Origin of the sequence: Synechococcus sp. EJ6-Ellesmere (assembly GCF_024345875.1) — a bacterium.
GTDB lineage: Bacteria > Cyanobacteriota > Cyanobacteriia > PCC-6307 > Cyanobiaceae > Regnicoccus_A > Regnicoccus_A antarcticus.
Window position 1 is genome coordinate 1 of sequence record NZ_JAGQBY010000054.1, and the last position, 17,086, is coordinate 17,086.

Consider the following 17,086-nt stretch of genomic DNA (forward strand, 5'->3'; position numbering starts at 1 on the left):
GCCCAGCCCCCCTGCCTGCAGGGCCGACACCAGGGCCGGCAGCAGGGCAATAGCCGTGCTGGTGCTTTCACTCAGCCGGCCGAGGCCTGCGGGCAGCAGACCGATCATCACCACCGCGATGGTCAGGGCCGCGGCCGGGATGGATTCCCGTGGCGCCACCTCCGCCAGGCGCACATCCAGGCGCTGATCGGCCACCGGATCGGCGGCCGGCGTGATCGCCAGCCTTCCGAAGAAGGCACGGTTCACCAGCAGCAGGAAGTACACCGCCGTCAGGCCCGAGCCCACGATTCCCAGCAGAGTGGCCAGGGGGTAGGCGACGATGCTCCCGCGGAACACCAGGAATTCGGAAATGAAGCCTGACATCCCGGGCATGCCGGCACTGGCCATCAGCCCCAGGGTCATCAGGGTGCCGGGGAAAGGCAGGCCTCTCTCCGGGTGGAGCAGGCCGTGCAGCACCGTCAGATCGCGGGTTCCGGTCTTGCGGTAGACGGTCCCCACGAGCAGGAACAGCAGCGCCGAGATCAGGCCGTGGCTCACCATCTGGAACGTGGCCCCCAGGATCGCCACCGGCGTGGCCGCCGCCGCCGCCAGCAGGATGTAGCCCATGTGGCCCACCGAGCTGTAGGCCACCATCCGTTTCATGTCCTGCTGGGCGATCGCCGCCAGCGAGCCGAACAGCACCGACACCGCCGCCCAGATCGCCAGCCCCGGCGCCAGTACGGCCCAGGCTTCTGGAAATAGCCCCAGACAGAAGCGCAAGATGCCGTAGGTCCCCAGCTTGAGCAGCACCCCGGCCAGCAGCACCGACACCGGCGTGGAGGCCTGGGTGTGGGCATCGGGCAACCAGTTGTGGAAGGGAAACAGGGGCACTTTGATCCCGAAACCCACCAGCAGCGACCCGAGCAGCAGCAACTGGCTCCCAAGCGCCAGCCGTTCGCTGGTGATCGGCGTGAGGCTGAAATCGACGCTGCCGGTGAACAGGGCCAGACCCAGGAAGGCGCCCAGGATCAGCATGCCTGACACCGCTGTGAAGATCAGGAACTTGGTGGCCGCGTAGGCCCGGTTGGCACCGCCCCAGATGCTGATCAGCAACCAGAGCGGGATCAGCTCGAGCTCATAGAAGAGGAAGAAGAGCAACAGGTTTTCGGCCAGGAAGGCCCCGTTCACGGCTCCGCTGATCACCAACAGCAGGGCGAAATAGATGCGCGGCCGCTGGCTGATGTCGCGTGTGCAGATCGCCGACACCAGGGTCAACGCGCCATTGATCAGGACCAACGGCAGGGAAAGGCCATCGACACCGAGTTTGTAATCAAGCCCGATGTTTCCCACCCACTGGTGCGCCTCCTGCAGCTGCATGGCGCTGTTGCTGGGATCGAAGTGGCTGAGCACCACCAGGCTCCAGCCAAGCTGCAGAAACAGCACCACCAGGGCGATCGTCCTCAGTCGCCCGGGAGTGGGCTGGCCCGGCCAGAGCACGAGCACCAGGGCGCCCATGAAGGGGATCAGCAGCAGCAGGCTCAGCATTGTGGGGTTCTCATCCGTGCAGCCACAGCAGCGAGGTGAGCAGCAGCACGATGGCCACCATCACTGTGAGGACGTAGGCCTGAAGCTGGCCGGAAACCCCCAGTTTCAGGCCTTCTGCACTGTCGAGGGAGAGCCGGCCAATGCCGTTCACCAGGCCGTTGACCAGGGTGCGGTCCATCCAGTCGGTGAGGCGAGCGAGGCCCGCCACCGCTGCCACAATCGTCACCCGGTAGATCCGCTCGGTGTAGAAGTCGAAGGCGAGCAGGTCCTGCAGAGCCCTTAACGGCTGGACCATCGATCGCGACCTGAAGGTGTTCAGGCCCACAAGGGCGCCGGCGGTCACCCCCCCCAGGCCGCTGGCGCCAACGGCGATTGCGGTGGGCAGGGAGAAGGACGCCAGGCCGGGCACGGTGTCAATCCGTGCCATCAATGCAGGCATCAAGGCCACCAGTACCGTGAGGCTCACCATCGGCAGGGCCATCAGCCAGTTCACTTCGGGGGCACGCTTCGTTTTCGGCTTAGGCGGGCCGAGGAACACCTGGCGGTACACGCGGGTGAGGTTGAAAGCCGTCAGGACGTTGGTGAACAGGCAGACGGCAGCGAAAAAGGGTTGCTCACGGGCGAAGGTGTCGACCATCAGCCCGAAGCACCAGAAGCAGCCCAGGGGCAGCAGACCCACCAGCCCGGCACCGGCCACCAGGTAGGCGGTGGTGGTGGCAGGCATGCGTGAGCCGAGGCCTCCCAGTTCGGTGAGGTCCTGGCAGTTGGTGGTGGCGATGATGCTGCCCACGCTCATGAACAGCAGCGCCTTGGCCAGGCCGTGGGCGAACAGCAGCAGCAGGGCGATCGCCGGCTGCTGCAGGGCGATGGCGATGAACACCAGCCCCAGGTAGGAGGTCGTGGAGTAAGAGAAGGCCCGTTTGATGTCCACCTGGGCGATGGCCACCAGGGCTCCGGCCACGGCGCTGATCGTGCCCACCACCAGCAGCACGGTCACCGCCAGGGGCGAGAAGCGCAGCAGCGGCATCACCTTCAGCAGCACCAGGGCGCCGGCGGTGACCACCACCGAGTTGCGCAGAATCGAGGCCGGGTTCGGCCCCTCCATTGCCTCATCGAGCCAGAGGTGCATCGGGAACTGGGCGCACTTGCCCATCGGTCCGGCGATCAGCCCAAGCCCCAGCAGGGTGCCGGCCAGGGGCGAGAGGGCACCACCGGCGTGGGCTTCGGCGGCCCAGGCGTACAGGTCGTCGAACTCCATCGAGCCCGCCCAGGCAGAAAGGGCCACCATGCCCATCAGCAGCAGCACGTCGCCCACCCGCTTGGTGAGGAAGGCATCGCGGGCGGCGGTGACCACCAGGGGCTGGGCATACCAGAAGCCCACCAGCAGGTAGGTGGAGAGGGTGAGCATCTCCAGCAGGAAATAGCTCATAAACAGGCTGCTGCTGAGCACCACCCCCGCCAGGGCCCCTTCGAAGAAGCCCACCAAGGCGTAGAAGCGTGCCAGCGACCATTCCTTGTCGAGGTAGCCGAGCGCATACACCTGACCGAGCAGGCTCAGGCCGGTGACCAGTTCGAGCGCCGCCAGGTTGGTGAGCGAGAGGTCGAAGCCGATGCGCAGGTTCAGATCGGCGGCGCGAAACCAGGCGAAGTCCAGATGCTGGGGGCCGAGCTGCCACACCTGCTGGAGGATCCAGCTGCCGTGAGCCACGGCTGCCAAGGTGACGAGCAGATTCAGGTAAGCCGCCGGTCGCGGCCCGTTGCGTTTGATCCAGCCCGCTGCCCACGGCAGCGACAGCACCATGCCGCTGAACCCATAGAGCGGGATCAGCCAGACCAGCTGGATCGGCAGGGGAAGGGCCGTGGGCAAGGAAAGCAGGGCTCAGGTGGCGGTCAATTCAAAGTCAGGACGCGGGCGGAATCCAACTCCGGCACGCTTCGTCGTGCAGATCACCCAGGCAGGACCCAGCCAGGCCTGACTGACCGCCGGAACGCCGGGGTTCCGATCACGCTCAGAAGGTGACGCGCTGGGAGGCCAGAGACCGCTCCAGTCCGGTCAGATCCTGCACCCAGGCCTCCAGCTCCTCTCCGTGCCGGGCTTCCTCCTGCCACAGGGCGTGGAAGAAGTGGGCATTGGCCTGGTCACTCACCAGCAGGCAGAAGCGGTTGGCCTCGGCGTAGAGCCGGATCAGTTCGTCCTCCAGGTGGATATTCAGGCGCAGCAACCCGATCAGATCGCGGGCGGTGCTCACCGGCTTCAGCTGGGACGCGGCTGGAGCCACACCCAGGCGGAGCATCTGCTGCACCAGGCGCTCGGCATGTTGCATCTCCTCGACCGTTTCCTGGCGGAACCGGTCGGCGGAGCCGTCATCGCCCCAGAGGGCGAGCAGGGAGGCCTGGGTCATGTACTGCTGAACCGCGGAGAGTTCCAGGCTCAGTGCCCGTCCCAGGTAGCCCAGCACCCGAGGGTGAACGGTCTCCATGGTCATCAGCTCCTGCGCTCAGCGCCACTGAACGCGAGGATCGGTTCCAGCTCGCTGTGGGGGCGAGCAATGATGTGGGCAGCCACCAGTCCGTCGCCGACGCGCTCGCAGGCATCGGCCCCGGCGCGCACCGCGGCGTTGACGGCACCGGTTTCGCCGCGGACCATCACGGTCACGTAGCCGCCGCCCACGAATTCACGGGAGATCATCGTGACTTCAGCTGCCTTGGTCATGGCGTCAGCCGCCTCAATGGCGGGGACGAGGCCGCGAGTTTCGATCATGCCGAGAGCAATGCCGTGCGGGGTCGAAGCCATGGCTTTGGAGGAGGAGGAGGATTTGGAGGGAGGGGTGAGCCCACCGGAGCGGCCACGGGTGGCTGCTGCTGAGGTGGTGCTGCTGGCCTTGGCCGGAGGGCTTGCGGCCGCCGGGGCGGTGGTGGCGGCAGAGCTGCTGTGGGTGCTGCCGCTGGATGCGGATGGACCTGGGGCAGGAGGCGGGTCCACGGGTTTGTCCGCAGGGGAGGGGGTTGGGGTGGCGCTCGAAGCTGGGAGTGCCTTGGCGGCAGCAGCTCGGCTCACACCACTGCTGGCGCTGCTGCGCCGCGAGGAAGGTTGGCGGGAGGAGGGTGTGGCCATGGATCGAGCTGGGCGGACGGGGGAGAGGAGGGTGAGGGAGAGGAGATCAACCGTCTGGATCCCAGAGATCAATGATCCCAGCAATCGTCAGGTCGGTCTGGGTGTCGGGAATGCCGGTGGCAAAGCGGGCGGCGGAGCCGCTGGCGGTGAACACCCAATTACCGGGTGAGGCGCCCACCGGGTCGACAGCCACCATCAACTTGCCTTTGGTGGAGCGCAGGATGCGCAGCTGCCAGTGGAGCAGGCCTTCCACCCGTTGGCTGCAGACCAGAGAGCCGGTGACTTGCATGATTTCCATCAGGCTGCACCAGCATTTGGCGGCGGATTGGGTTTGCCGGCATCAGGATCCCAGTGGTCGATGATCCCCACGATCGTGAGGTCGCTGGGGTACGACTTGCTGCCGGCGGCTTCGCGGGCGGCGGAGCTGCCCACACAGATCACCCAGTCGCCGGGGATGCAACCCACGGCGTCGACAGCCACTTTCTGGGAACTGCCATCCAGCACCACCTGCAGGTGCTTGTGCTCGAATTCGGGGATCCGGTTCGTGGACACCAGGGGCTTGAGAACTTTGCAGATCAGCATCTCAATGGCCTCCGTCTGATTCCAGCTTGATCGACGAACCGACCGTTTCGGCGGGAACGTGCCGGTCACGATCACGAACGCTCAGCAAGGTGTGCAACAGGCCGCTGCCCACCAGATCGGGATAACGGTTGCGGATGGCGTCATCTGTCCTCTGGCAATAGAGCACGGCCCGTTCCCGCGCCCCCGGCACACTGCCGTGATAATCGAAACGGATCACCACAGGGATTGGAAGTCCGCGAGAGACGTTCAGACCCTTGAAGATCTTGACACCCACATCGAGATCGGCGGCCCCTTCTTCGACCGTGTCCATGTGGGCGAAGTACGTGAGATTGCGCAGATGAATCTCCTTGAAACCGATGCCGACACCGATGAAGCGCTCGGCATGGCCCGCATCGGCATAGGCGCCATCGTGATAAGCGCGCACAAAATCGATCTGGGACATGTTGTGCTCGATCAGGCGGGCGATCAGCCGCGCCATCCCCGGATCGACGGCCCCGTCGGCGACCGTGTCCCCGTTGCCTGAGCGGGCGGCCAGCACCAGGGCCAGCACCCGGTCCCGGGCGGCTTCTGCTGTCAGATCCTGAGTGGCGGTGTACACGTCCAAGGCATCGAGCCAGCGCTCAAGATCGGTGTGGCCATTGACATCAGGGACGTGAACCCGAATGGCGTCGGTGTCGGTGTCAAGCCCGATCAGCAACAGGTCGACCGAGGCCCCGCAGCAGAAACTGTTCTCCACCGCCTGCCGGAACTCCTGAAGGCGGAGCAGTCCCCCGGCAGCGGCAGCGGCATCGTTGGAGCCATGGGCGGCACAGCCCTCGTGCCCAGGATCCCGGGAACTGAAGTGATACACCACCACCTTCAGGTAGCGGGTGGGCTCATGGGCGCTGTTGGGCCGGGCCTCTCTGTAGCGCAGATGCTCGGTGCGCACCCAGCGGTCGACGGTGTTCTCCACATCAAACATCGCGCCAGCGTGGGGCCTGCGGCGCACGGATCCGAAAGGGAGGCGCAGAGCGAAGGCAATGGCATGGGCCAGACGGCCATCCGCGCAGGGGCTCACATCCAGCAGATGAAAGCCACAGGAGAGCAGGAAGGCATTGAAGGCCTCAGCGCTCTCGCTTCCCTCCTGACCCTGGAGCGGGTCGTCACGGAAGAAGCTGGCGCTGACCTGCTCATAGGCCTCGAACAGGCACCAGGCGAACAGGCTGCGCATGTCGAGCTGGCTGACCCAGGCCGACTCCAGGATCATGGGGGGCAACCCATGGCCGAGCTCCCTGAGGGCATGGCGCTGGGCCTGCTCCACGAAGTCGTCGTCGTGCTGCAGGGCCGAGAGCCGCTTGAGCACCGGCACGATTCGATCGAACGACCGCTTCACCTGGCTGTCGTAGGTCTGCAGGCGTTCGTTGGCCGCTGCATCGCTGAGCGGGTGCTGCTCCAGGACCGTCGTGAAGCGGCAGGTTCTCCCCAGCGATGTGCTGGACAGAGGGGAGCTGGAAGCGGGACGGCGTGCTGGGGCCGTGGGAGCCAGGGGCCTCTCGGCGGAGCCGTAGCGGCGGGGGCGGGGCAAGGTTCAGTGCTGCGACAGGGCGGGACGGGTGGAGAAAATCAGCCTCGGGCGCCGCCGGAGACGGTGATCAGTGAGCCCTTGTCGGTGTTGCCGCTGGAGCCGGTCACGCGGCTGACCGGTTGCATCACCTCTTCATTGCGCTTGAGGGGGATGGTCGCCATCGCCGACATCGGTCCCGTGCGGGTGGGATTGCGGCGTCGGGCCGAGGCACCCTCCGTGCCGGTGACGCGCTTGCCCCGGTCCCAGTCGTCGCCGGTGATGTTCAGGCCGGCGGAGATGCCTTCACCGGTGACGCGGCTGGTGGGACGCGCATCTTCATCGACGCTGACTGGAGCACTGGGCATGGGTGCCACGGCCTGGGGCCGGGGGGGCAGGACGGAGGTCTGACGCCGGACCGGGGGGAGCGGCTGGGGCTCCGGGCCGCGATGGTCGAAGCGTGCATGCTCGGTGCCGGTGACCTTGCCACCGGCCAGATCAAAAGGGCCGGTGATCCTGGCGCTGGTTTCGTAGCGGGTACCGGTGACGGCGGAGCTGCGCTCGCGTTGCTGATGGGCAGCCCGAGCAGGGGATTGCACGCTGAATTCCTGCCAGGGCTGGGTTTCCAGCGGCTGGGGGAAATCGGCTTCGTGGCCCTGTGCTGCGCTGCAGGCTTCGTTGTACTGATCGACGCCCACGTAGGGGGTGCCTGAGATCGGCTCACAGGCCCCCTTGGAGGCGCCGGTCATCACCCCGCCGATGCCGGGTTGCAGACCGCTCATGCGCGGCCCTGGGGTACCGGCGCGGGCGGGAGTCCGCTGGCGGATGCTGCGTACCGAATCGCTGTCGCACCAGGCGCTGGCCTGCTCAAGGCCGGCGTAGGGCGTGCCCGTGACGGCTTTGCAGGTGCCGCGCTCATCACCGGTGACCTTGGAGGAACGGCCGGTGTTGGTGCCTGAGACGATCAGCTGCCGATTGGTAAGGCTGAAGCCGACCTTCGCTGCTTCGGGCTCAGGGCGTCCGCCGCAGAAGTTCTGGTACTGCTGGCTGCCGATGTACTCATCGCCGGTGACCCGGCGGCAGGAGCCGGGCTCATCGCCCGTGACCTTGTCGCTGCGGCCCACCAGGGTGCCAGTGATGCCGGTGCCCCTCAGGGTCTGGACGCTGGCCACCTTGGGGGGGGCCATGCCGGGGGTGCTGATCGAATCGGAGCCTAGGTATTGGGTGCCGGTGGGCTGGATGCCGGCGCCGTGCTCATCACCGGTGACCCGCTCGGAGCGGCCCACCATCACACCCGACACCGGCCTGCCGGCCAGGGTCTGGCTGTGGCCCACCTTGCGGGGGCTGACGGAGGTGGTGCCGCAGTAGGCCGCCGCCTGGTTCGCCGAGATGTACTCGGTGCCGGTGATGGACTTGCAGGTGCCGGGTTCATCGCCGGTGACCTTCTCCGAGCGGCCCACTTCGTTGCCGGTGACGCGGTTGCCGTGGCTGGTGGCCGTGACGCGGACCTTGGCGGGCTGAAGCGGTTCGGGCTCGCTCTGGCAGAACGTGCGGAAAATGTCCGCTCCCATGTATTCGGTGCCGGTGATCGGGCGGCAGGTGCTGGCCTCGTTGCCGGTCGTCTTCTCGGAGCGGTTGGCCTGGGTGCCGGTCACCACCTGACCGCGCACCGTTTCACTGGCGCCCACCTTCCAGCTGGCGTCCTGGGCGGCGGCCACCTTGTTGGGGCCGCGCCTCGGACCCGTGGGTCGGGTGACACCGTTGCCGCGGCTGACGGCTCCGGCGCCGTTCTTGCTCTTGAGATCACGGATGCGGTGGGCCAGTTCCCGACTGCTGATGTCTGGGTTCGACTGACGCACCACGGCCGCGGTGCCGCTGGAGCTGTCGGTGGAGGCCGACTTGCCGCGTTTGGAGAGGGCTTCGTGGCGGGCCATGACGATGGCGCGGCTGGGGTTGAACTGGGCGGAGCGCTTGGCGGTCGGCCGGTTGCCGTTGCTTTGGCGATCGCTGAGGGAAGTGGACGGGGGGGCGCTCAGGGACAGGGCGGGGCGGCTGGCAGCTGGCGGCGGGGAGCTCACGGGCGCGGGGGTTGCGGTGGCGACGGCACGCGCGGAGCTGCCATCACGGCTGCGGTCCTTGCTGGTGTCGGCCCGTTTGCCGCGCTTGCTCAGGGCTTCACGCCGGGCCAGGACCAGATCCCTGCTGGGATTGCTGATGGCCGCACGGTTGAGCTGACGGGGTGCGCTGGTGGGCCCGTTGCTGCTGCTGAACAGCGGTCGGGCCGGAGCATCAGCTTCGCGGCTGACAGCAGGGGCTACCGGCACGACCGAGCGGGTGGGGCGGGCCTCAGCGGCGCTGCGGGTGCGGTTGGCACTGTTGGCATACCTCTTCTCCGCCGTTTTCCCGGCCGTGGAGAGCGCCATCCGGCGCGCAAGGGCCGCTTCGCGACTGGATTGAGATGCCATGTCCGCCCTATGAAGAAACAACCTTGAAGGAGACGGCTGGAGAGAACTGGTGATGGGAAGGCCCTGAGCCTGCCGATTCACGAATCCTCCATGCGCCGTCGGAAGAATTGAAGATGGACGACAGCAGGTCCCGGACTGGGCCGGAACCTGCTGCGGTGATCAGCGTGCTTCGAAAACCACGAAGCAGGAACCCTGGCTCTGGGTGTAGGCGTCGTAGCCGACCAGACGAACGTGATGGTCGGGGTAGGCGCGGTGGCAGGCCTCGAGTTCACTGACGATCACGCCCAGATCCTTCTCACCGAAGAAGGGCAGTTTCCAGTACGACCAGTAGGTCGCCATCGAACGGCTGGGGTGGACGTGCTCGACCAGGGGGCTCCATCCCTGGGCAATGATGTAGGCAATCTGGTCGTAGATCTCGTCCTGGGACATCGGCGGGAGGAAGCCGAAGGTCTCCAGGGTGGCGACTGTTTGGTAGTCACCCACGGTGCTCTTGAAGGGCATGGGGATCCTTGTGGGGAATCAGGTGAATGCAGGCAAACCGGTTGTGACCGGGGGAAAGAGAAAACCCTTTCCCACTGGTCAACAGCCCCGATCAGTTGACGTCGAGTTTGTCGACGGTGTCGAACTCGAACTTGATCTCCTTCCAGGTCTCGAGCGCGATGGCGAGCTCGGGGCTGTGCTTCGCGGCTTCCATGAGGATGTCGCGGCTTTCCTTCTCGATCTCGCGACCGGCGTTGCGGGCCTTGACGCAGGCTTCGAGGGCCACCCGGTTGGCGGCGGCACCGGCGGCGGAGCCCCAGGGATGGCCGTGGGTGCCACCACCGAACTGCAGCACGGAATCGTCGCCGAAGATCGCCACCAGTGCAGGCATGTGCCACACGTGGATGCCGCCGGAGGCCACAGCGAAGACGCCGGGCATCGAACCCCAGTCCTGATCGAAGAAATTGCCGCGGCTGCGGTCTTCGGGGACGAAGGATTCGCGCAGCTGGTCGATGAAGCCGAGGGTGGTCTGGCGATCACCCTCGAGCTTGCCCACCACGGTGCCGGTGTGCAGCTGGTCACCACCGGAGAGGCGCAGGCACTTGGCGAGAACGCGGAAGTGGATGCCGTGCTTGGGGTGACGGTCGATCACCGCGTGCATGGCGCGGTGAATGTGAAGCAGCATGCCGTTCTTGCGGCACCACTTCGACAGACCGGTGTTGGCCGTGAAGCCGCCGGTGATGTAGTCGTGCATGATGATCGGCTGACCCAGTTCTTTGGCGAACTCGGCCCGCTCGTACATCTCTTCGGGAGTGGCGGCGGTGCAGTTGAGGTAGTGACCCTTCTTCTCGCCGGTTTCCTCCTGGGCCAGCTGCACAGCTTCGGCGACGAACTCGAAGCGGTTCTGCCAGCGCTGGAAAGGCTGGGAGTTGATGTTCTCGTCGTCCTTGGTGAAGTCGAGACCACCGCGGAGGCACTCATACACCACCCGGCCGTAGTTCTTGCCGGAAAGGCCCAGCTTCGGCTTGATCGTGCAGCCCAGCAGGGGACGGCCGTACTTGTTCATCCGGTCGCGCTCGACGCAGATGCCGTTCGGCGGGCCAGGGCAGGTCTTGATGAAGGCCATCGGGAAGCGGATGTCTTCCAGACGGAGGTGGCGCAGGGCCTTGAAGCCGAACACGTTGCCCACCAGGGAGGTGAGCACGTTGGTGATGGAACCCTCTTCGAACAGATCGAGCGGATAGGCGATGAAGGCGTAGAAGGATTCCTTGTCGCCGGGAACGTCTTCGATCCGGTAGCAGCGGCCTTTGTAGAAGTCGAGGTCGGTGAGGAGCTCGGACCACACGGTGGACCAGGTGCCGGTCGAGGACTCGGCAGCCACGGCAGCGGCCACTTCCTCCTTGGGAACGCCTTCCTGGCCGGTGACCTTGAAGCAGGCCAGCAGGTCGGTGTCGAGGGGAACGTAGTCGGGAGTCCAGTACGTGTCCCTGTACTCCTTGACCCCAGCGTCGTACTTCTTGCTCATGGGGAAAATCTCCTTGTTGGTCGGGTGGGAAAGATGAAGGTGCTGCGCTCCCTCGGGGGCGCGTCAGACATCAGTCCTTGGAACCCAGACCGAAGCTGCTGTTGAGGGCCGGCTCCACTTCACGGTGGGGGCGGGCGATGATGTGGGCGGCCACAAGGCCGTCGCCCACGCGCTCACAGGCATCAGCGCCGGCACGCACTGCGGCGTTCACAGCACCGGTTTCGCCGCGCACCAGGACGGTCACGTAGCCGCCCCCCACGAACTCACGGCCGATCAGACGCACTTCGGCGGCCTTGGTCATGGCGTCGGCTGCTTCGATGGCCGGCACGAGGCCGCGCGTCTCGATCATGCCGAGGGCGATGCCCATGGTTTCATTCGCCATTGCCTGCTCCGGAAAAGGTTGGGGAGGTTCGTTAAGGACCATGCTCGGCGGCATACCCCCCCGTCAAGCGATTTGGGTGGTTTGATCGATCACGGTGTGCAGGGACCCCCATAAGCCCTGCTCATCGGTTCCGAAATGTGTTAATCGGCGTAACAACTTGGTTCCTGTACCCCCTTCCACCCCCTACCGACCCTGATCCCGAAGACTTGTCAACAGCCACTGGTTTCCGCCGCCCAGTTGGCTAACCCGTAATGGATCACCGGTTCCCGCCCATGGCCCTGACGTCCACCCTGCCGCCCGTGCTGCGTGAAAGCGGACAGCGGGAGGTGTTTTGCGGCCTCACCTCGATCGTCTGGCTGCATCGCCGGATGCCCGATGCCTTTTTTCTGGTGGTGGGCTCCCGCACCTGCGCCCACCTGATCCAGTCGGCGGCCGGTGTGATGATCTTTGCCGAACCCCGCTTCGGCACAGCCATCCTGGGCGAGCGCGACCTGGCGGGCCTGGCGGATGCCAACGAGGAACTCGATCGGGTGGTGGGCGATCTGTTGGCGCGGCGGCCCGAGATCCGCACCCTCTTCCTGGTGGGCTCCTGCCCTTCGGAGGTGATCAAGCTCGATCTGGCCAAGGCCGCCGAGCGCATCAACACCCGCATGCAGGGGCGGGTGAGGGTTGTGAATTACTCCGGCAGTGGCATTGAAACCACCTTCACCCAGGGGGAGGACGGTGCCCTGACCTCCCTGGTTCCCCTGTTGCCCAGCAGTCCTGAACCCCAGCTGCTGATCGTGGGCACCCTGGCCGATGGGGTGGAGGAGCGTTTCCTCTCCCTGTTCGCGCGCATGGGCCTCGAGACGGTGCGCACTCTGCCGCCCCGCCAGTCGACCGACCTGCCCCCGGTCGGCCCCGGCACCCGACTGCTGCTGGCCCAGCCCTTCGTGGCCGATACCGTGCGGGCCCTGGAGCGCCGAGGCGCCCAGCGCATCTCCGCCCCCTACCCGCTCGGGGTGGAGGGCAGTTGCGCCTGGATGGCGGCGGCGGCGGCGGCCTTCGGCATTGACCCAAAACGCGTGGCCGAGGTGCTCGACCCTCTGGCGGAGCGGGGCAGGCGCGCCCTGGAACCCCTGCGCCGCAGACTCGAAGGCAAGCGCCTGTTTCTGTTACCCGATTCCCAGCTGGAAATTCCCCTGGCCCGTTTTCTGCACCGCGAATGCGGCATGGAACTGGTGGAGGTGGGCACCCCCTACCTCGACCGCCAGCTGATGGCCGAGGAACTGCCCCTGTTGCCGGAGGGCACCCAGCTGAGCGAAGGGCAGGATGTGGAGAAGCAGCTGGAGCGCGTGCGTGCCAGCCGCCCCGATCTGGTCGTCTGCGGCATGGGTCTGGCCAACCCGCTCGAAGCGGAGGGCTTCGCCACCAAGTGGTCGATCGAGCTCGTCTTCAGCCCGATCCATGGCTGTGATCAGGCCGCTGACCTGGCTGAACTGTTCGCCCGTCCCCTCAACCGCCGGGAGTTGCTGCAATGGAACTGACCCTCTGGACCTACGAAGGCCCCCCCCATGTGGGAGCCATGCGCATCGCCGCCTCGATGGAGGGAGTTCACTATGTGCTGCATGCTCCCCAGGGCGACACCTATGCCGATCTGCTGTTCACGATGATTGAGCGGCGTGACCGCCGGCCCCCTGTCACTTACACCACCTTTCAGGCCCGCGATCTGGGCGGCGACACCGCTGAGCTGGTGAAGCGCTCGATCCAGCAGGCGGTGGATCGCTTCCAGCCGGAGGCCCTGTTGGTGGGCGAGAGCTGCACGGCAGAGCTGATCCAGGATCAACCGGGATCCCTCGCCGGCGGCATGGGCCTGGGGGTGCCGGTGGTGAGCCTGGACTTGCCCGCTTACTCCAAAAAGGAAAACTGGGGGGCGGCGGAAACCTTCTACCAACTCTGCCGCGGGCTTCTCAGGAACCAGATGCCTGCCCCCGGAGCGGCCAAGCCTGGGCCCGAGCGCTGGCGTTCCGAGGGGCGGCGACCGCGCGTGAACCTGCTGGGCCCGAGCCTGCTGGGCTTCCGCTGCCGGGATGACGTGCGCGAATTGCGCGGCCTCCTGGCCGACCACGGCATCGACGTGAATGTGGTGGCACCCCTGGGAGCCAGGCCGGCCGACCTGATGCGTCTCCCCCAGGCCGATGCCAACCTCTGCCTCTATCCGGAGGTGGCCGGCCCTCTCTGCAGCTGGCTGGAGCGCAATTTCGGCACCCCTGTGGTGCGCACCGTACCGATCGGAATCGGAGCCACCGCCCAGTTCCTGCGTGAGCTCTGCGCCCTGCTGGGCCTGGAGCCGCCGGAACTGCGTGAGGCCGACCAGCGCTCCAGATTGCCCTGGTACTCGAAATCGGTGGATTCCACTTACCTCACCGGCAAGCGGGTGTTCATTTTCGCCGACGCCACCCATGCGATCGCGGCGGCCCGGATCGCCTCGCGGGAGCTCGGTTTCACGGTGGTGGGGCTGGGCAGCTACAGCCGCGAGCAGGCCCGTGAGGTGCGTGCCGCCGCCAAGGAGCTGGGCCTCGAGGCCCTGATCTCCGACGATTATCTGGAGGTGGAGCAGGCCATGGCCCAGGCGGCTCCAGAGCTTGTGCTCGGCACCCAGATGGAGCGCCACAGCGCCAAGCGGCTGGGGATTCCCTGCGCTGTGATCAGCGCCCCGCTGCATGTGCAGGATGTACCCGCCCGTTATGCCCCCCAGATGGGTTGGGAAGGGGCCAATGTGATCTTCGATTCTTGGGTGCACCCCCTGATGATGGGTCTGGAGGAACACCTGATCGGCATGTTCCGCCATGATTTCGAATTCGTGGACGGTCACCTCAGCCATCTCGAGGGTGCTTCCGCCCCGGCGGCCCAGCCGGTCGCTGGCCCTGCCAGCGGGGCGCCGGACGTGACACCACTTTCGGCCACTCCTGAAGGGGGAGCCTTGCGCTGGACCCCTTCCGGTGAAGCTGAACTTTCCCGAATTCCTTTCTTCGTTCGGGGCAAAGTCCGGCGCAACACCGAAGCGTATGCCAACGAACGTGGCGTAGCGGAGATCACCGAGGAAACGCTCTACGAAGCCAAGGCCCACTTCAGCCGTTGAGCCGCGGGGCTGCGTGACGTTGCACAGCTGGCCAGGCCCAGGCCAGCTCGATCATGCCCGGATCGCACAAGCCAGCGCAGTCACTCCCTGAACCAGGCTGCCTCTCCATCTGTCAAGGTGTTAGGCATTTCTACTTAGATCGGGAGGCGGGCCCCTGAGCCATGAGAGTGATTGTCAAGGCTCTGCTCATCAGCAATCGCTCGGCTTGGGTGAGCATTTCAAGATTCCGATTGTCGTGATGTTTCGGTTTGAGCCAGACCCAGCATCTGCCTGCTCGGCTGCACTTTGATGTAGGCACTGCCGATGTCGACTCGGCCAAGGACGTGTTATGACCACAACTCTGCCACCCAAGCAGACAACAGCTCCCGCCAAGGCTGGCACCAGCGGCCATGAGGACGGTGAGGGCAGCCTCCAGGTCCACCAGGATGCCTCGATGAACATCGAGGAAGGTGCCTTGGTGATTGCCGTCTATGGCAAGGGGGGGATCGGCAAGTCCACCACCTCCTCCAACCTTTCCGCAGCGTTCTCCAAGCTGGGCAAACGGGTGCTTCAGATCGGTTGCGATCCGAAGCACGACAGCACCTTCACCCTCACCAAGAAGATGGTGCCCACGGTGATCGATATCCTCGAAACCGTTGACTTCCATACCGAGGAACTTCGTCCCGAAGACTTCGTGTTCGAGGGCTTCAATGGCGTGATGTGCGTGGAATCCGGTGGTCCACCGGCTGGTACCGGGTGTGGTGGCTATGTCACCGGCCAGACGGTGATGTTGCTGAAAGAGCACCATCTGCTTGAAGATACGGATGTCGTGATCTTCGATGTGCTCGGTGACGTGGTCTGTGGTGGTTTCGCGGCGCCACTGCAGCATGCCAATTACTGCCTCATCGTCACCGCCAATGATTTTGATTCGATCTTTGCGATGAATCGGATCATGCAGGCCATCAACGCCAAGGCCAAGAATTACAAGGTGCGCCTAGGCGGAGTGATTGCCAATCGCTCAGAGGAGACCGATCAGATCGACCGCTTCAATGAGCGCACCGGTCTGCGTACCATGGCGCATTTCAAAACGGTGGATGCAATCCGCCGCTCCCGCCTCAAGAAGTGCACCATCTTCGAGATGGAGCCAAGCCCCGAGGTGGAAGCCGTTCAGCAGGAGTATCTGAGCCTTGCGCAGAAGATGCTCAGTGATGTGGAGCCCCTCGAGGCCGAATCACTCAAGGATCGTGAGATCTTTGACCTGCTCGGTTTCGACTGATCCTCACCAGGGAGGGGAGGCTCGACTCCTGATTCAGATCTCGGCGGCGGCCCGCTCCACCAGGCGGCGGGCCACGGCCTGGACCCCCGTGTGGGAATAGGTGTCGGTGAAGGCATCCAGGAACACCGCCAGCTGATCCATGCGTCCTTGCCAGGGGCCCAGGGTGGTTTCCAGGGCCTGGACGGCCCGCTGGCCACTGAGCCCCAGCTGGGAGACGAGTCCATCGGCCCAGCCCACCCATTGCTCCACTCCCCGGCGTAGGAATCCAAGGTGAGCCTGATCATTGCGGCCCGGCATCAAGCCGGCCATGCGCCGGTAGGCGGGGAGCTGACGCAACTGGGTCGCGCTCGCCTGCCCGAGCAGTCCATCCAGTCGCTGCAGGGCCTGATCTCCCAGCGGCAGCAGACCATCGAAGGTGACCAGGGCGGCCATGCGCAGCCGTGCTTCCGAGCCATAGTCGGCCAGGGCGGCGGCGAAGTCAGCGAAGCTGTCGCCGGGTAGACCATTGACCTGGGTGAAGGCCAGCAGCTCGGCCGACACCTTCAGGCCCAGATCCACGGCCTGCAGCGTGTCGCCAGGTGGCGTGAGATCGGCGATGCGTTTGAGCAGGGGCACTCCGGCGCTCAACCCAGCCAACACCCGCAGGCCAGCCGTGGCGTGCTGCGAGCGGTTGACTGCGTCGTAGACGCTCAGGGCCCTGCCATAACCTTCATGGCGTGCCCGACTGAGTTGATCGGCCCGGGCACGCACCTGGGCGATGAGTGCCGCATCGTTGCTGCCGATCACCGATTCGATCAAGGCTTCGGCGCTGGTGATGTTGCTCCAGCCACCCGGGACCAGCAGGCTCAGCCCCTGGAGTGAGAGCACGGTGAGTCCGCGCCGCGGCAGGCGCTCCAGACGGGTGAGAACAGGTGTGCCCATGGCCTCAGGCGCGGGGGAGGGATGGGGTTCCGAGGGCGGCGAGTCCCTGGAGATCAAAGTGTTCAAGAATGCTGTGGCGATGATCGGCGTCAAGGGCACTGCCCTGCTCGATCACCTTCACCTGGAAGCGATCGGCCACCAGCAGCGCACTCGCATGGTGCCCCTGCTCCACCAAC

Annotated in this window: 15 protein-coding genes; 3 read left to right on the forward strand and 12 right to left on the reverse strand. The window is 65.7% G+C overall.

Features of this window, described 5'->3' with window-relative positions:
* The 11 genes from KBY78_RS07600 to KBY78_RS07650 form a co-directional block, all read right to left on the reverse strand.
* Nucleotides 1-1,524, reverse strand: a 1,524-nt coding sequence (locus KBY78_RS07600; RefSeq protein WP_255143084.1) for an NADH-quinone oxidoreductase subunit M, incomplete at its 3' end; no start/stop codon positions are given.
* A gap of 10 nt (nucleotides 1,525-1,534) precedes the next feature.
* Complete coding sequence (locus KBY78_RS07605) at nucleotides 1,535-3,391, reverse strand: NAD(P)H-quinone oxidoreductase subunit F (RefSeq protein ID WP_255143085.1); 1,857 nt, start codon at nucleotides 3,389-3,391, stop codon at nucleotides 1,535-1,537.
* Nucleotides 3,392-3,533: 142 nt separating this feature from the next.
* Nucleotides 3,534-4,004, reverse strand: coding sequence for a ferritin-like domain-containing protein (locus KBY78_RS07610; protein WP_315856650.1), 471 nt, complete (start codon nucleotides 4,002-4,004; stop codon nucleotides 3,534-3,536).
* Nucleotides 4,005-4,009: 5 nt separating this feature from the next.
* A complete protein-coding gene (locus tag KBY78_RS16280; RefSeq protein ID WP_006171059.1) occupies nucleotides 4,010-4,639 on the reverse strand; it encodes a BMC domain-containing protein in 630 nt (209 codons plus the stop codon).
* A 46-nt stretch (nucleotides 4,640-4,685) separates the two neighbouring features.
* Entirely contained in the window at nucleotides 4,686-4,937 is a 252-nt protein-coding gene (locus tag KBY78_RS07620; RefSeq protein WP_006171060.1) for a carboxysome peptide B, read from the reverse strand.
* On the reverse strand, nucleotides 4,937-5,221 hold the full coding sequence (locus KBY78_RS07625) for a carboxysome peptide A (protein ID WP_006171061.1): 285 nt from the start codon (nucleotides 5,219-5,221) through the stop codon (nucleotides 4,937-4,939). The genes KBY78_RS07620 and KBY78_RS07625 overlap by 1 nt, the downstream gene beginning before the upstream one ends.
* A gap of 1 nt (nucleotide 5,222) precedes the next feature.
* Entirely contained in the window at nucleotides 5,223-6,785 is a 1,563-nt protein-coding gene (locus tag KBY78_RS07630; protein ID WP_255143087.1) for a carboxysome shell carbonic anhydrase, read from the reverse strand.
* A 38-nt stretch (nucleotides 6,786-6,823) separates the two neighbouring features.
* Nucleotides 6,824-9,226 carry a CsoS2 family carboxysome shell protein gene (locus tag KBY78_RS07635; RefSeq protein WP_255143088.1) on the reverse strand — a complete coding sequence of 801 codons (2,403 nt, stop codon included), beginning with the start codon at nucleotides 9,224-9,226 and terminating at the stop codon, nucleotides 6,824-6,826.
* Between the two features lie 159 nt (nucleotides 9,227-9,385).
* On the reverse strand, nucleotides 9,386-9,727 hold the full coding sequence (locus tag KBY78_RS07640; RefSeq protein ID WP_094513225.1) for a ribulose bisphosphate carboxylase small subunit: 342 nt from the start codon (nucleotides 9,725-9,727) through the stop codon (nucleotides 9,386-9,388).
* Nucleotides 9,728-9,818: 91 nt separating this feature from the next.
* Nucleotides 9,819-11,231 carry a form I ribulose bisphosphate carboxylase large subunit gene (locus tag KBY78_RS07645; RefSeq protein WP_094554451.1) on the reverse strand — a complete coding sequence of 471 codons (1,413 nt, stop codon included), beginning with the start codon at nucleotides 11,229-11,231 and terminating at the stop codon, nucleotides 9,819-9,821.
* 70 nt (nucleotides 11,232-11,301) lie between these two features.
* Nucleotides 11,302-11,613 (reverse strand): BMC domain-containing protein, encoded by a 312-nt coding sequence (locus KBY78_RS07650; RefSeq protein ID WP_015107695.1) that lies wholly within the window; start codon nucleotides 11,611-11,613, stop codon nucleotides 11,302-11,304.
* 272 nt (nucleotides 11,614-11,885) lie between these two features.
* Here KBY78_RS07650 and KBY78_RS07655 point away from each other — a divergent pair, with 272 nt between their 5' ends.
* From KBY78_RS07655 to bchL, 3 genes are all read left to right on the forward strand, one after another.
* Complete coding sequence (locus KBY78_RS07655) at nucleotides 11,886-13,139, forward strand: ferredoxin:protochlorophyllide reductase (ATP-dependent) subunit N (RefSeq protein ID WP_255143089.1); 1,254 nt, start codon at nucleotides 11,886-11,888, stop codon at nucleotides 13,137-13,139.
* On the forward strand, nucleotides 13,130-14,734 hold the full coding sequence (locus KBY78_RS07660) for a ferredoxin:protochlorophyllide reductase (ATP-dependent) subunit B (RefSeq protein ID WP_006171068.1): 1,605 nt from the start codon (nucleotides 13,130-13,132) through the stop codon (nucleotides 14,732-14,734). Before KBY78_RS07655 ends, KBY78_RS07660 begins: the two co-directional genes overlap by 10 nt.
* Nucleotides 14,735-15,062: 328 nt before the next feature.
* The gene (bchL, locus tag KBY78_RS07665; protein ID WP_255143090.1) at nucleotides 15,063-15,989 is read left to right on the forward strand and encodes a ferredoxin:protochlorophyllide reductase (ATP-dependent) iron-sulfur ATP-binding protein; all 927 of its coding nucleotides are present in this window, start codon (nucleotides 15,063-15,065) and stop codon (nucleotides 15,987-15,989) included.
* 33 nt (nucleotides 15,990-16,022) lie between these two features.
* Here the strand turns inward: bchL and KBY78_RS07670 are convergent, their stop codons facing one another.
* Nucleotides 16,023-16,910, reverse strand: a complete 888-nt coding sequence (locus KBY78_RS07670; RefSeq protein WP_255143091.1) for a hypothetical protein — start codon at nucleotides 16,908-16,910, stop codon at nucleotides 16,023-16,025.
* Between the last annotated feature and the right edge of the window lie 176 nt (nucleotides 16,911-17,086).

Bases quoted from the DNA above. Each gene is read 5' to 3' on its own strand.
- KBY78_RS16280 (WP_006171059.1), bottom strand. From the start codon at position 4,639: ATGGCCACACCCTCCTCCCGCCAACCTTCCTCGCGGCGCAGCAGCGCC.
- KBY78_RS07610 (WP_315856650.1), bottom strand. From the start codon at position 4,004: ATGGAGACCGTTCACCCTCGGGTGCTGGGCTACCTGGGACGGGCACTG.
- KBY78_RS07655 (WP_255143089.1), top strand. From the start codon at position 11,886: ATGGCCCTGACGTCCACCCTGCCGCCCGTGCTGCGTGAAAGCGGACAG.
- KBY78_RS07620 (WP_006171060.1), bottom strand. From the start codon at position 4,937: ATGGAAATCATGCAAGTCACCGGCTCTCTGGTCTGCAGCCAACGGGTG.
- bchL (WP_255143090.1), top strand. From the start codon at position 15,063: ATGACCACAACTCTGCCACCCAAGCAGACAACAGCTCCCGCCAAGGCT.
- KBY78_RS07625 (WP_006171061.1), bottom strand. From the start codon at position 5,221: ATGCTGATCTGCAAAGTTCTCAAGCCCCTGGTGTCCACGAACCGGATC.
- KBY78_RS07635 (WP_255143088.1), bottom strand. From the start codon at position 9,226: ATGGCATCTCAATCCAGTCGCGAAGCGGCCCTTGCGCGCCGGATGGCG.
- KBY78_RS07670 (WP_255143091.1), bottom strand. From the start codon at position 16,910: ATGGGCACACCTGTTCTCACCCGTCTGGAGCGCCTGCCGCGGCGCGGA.
- KBY78_RS07640 (WP_094513225.1), bottom strand. From the start codon at position 9,727: ATGCCCTTCAAGAGCACCGTGGGTGACTACCAAACAGTCGCCACCCTG.
- KBY78_RS07650 (WP_015107695.1), bottom strand. From the start codon at position 11,613: ATGGCGAATGAAACCATGGGCATCGCCCTCGGCATGATCGAGACGCGC.
- KBY78_RS07660 (WP_006171068.1), top strand. From the start codon at position 13,130: ATGGAACTGACCCTCTGGACCTACGAAGGCCCCCCCCATGTGGGAGCC.
- KBY78_RS07645 (WP_094554451.1), bottom strand. From the start codon at position 11,231: ATGAGCAAGAAGTACGACGCTGGGGTCAAGGAGTACAGGGACACGTAC.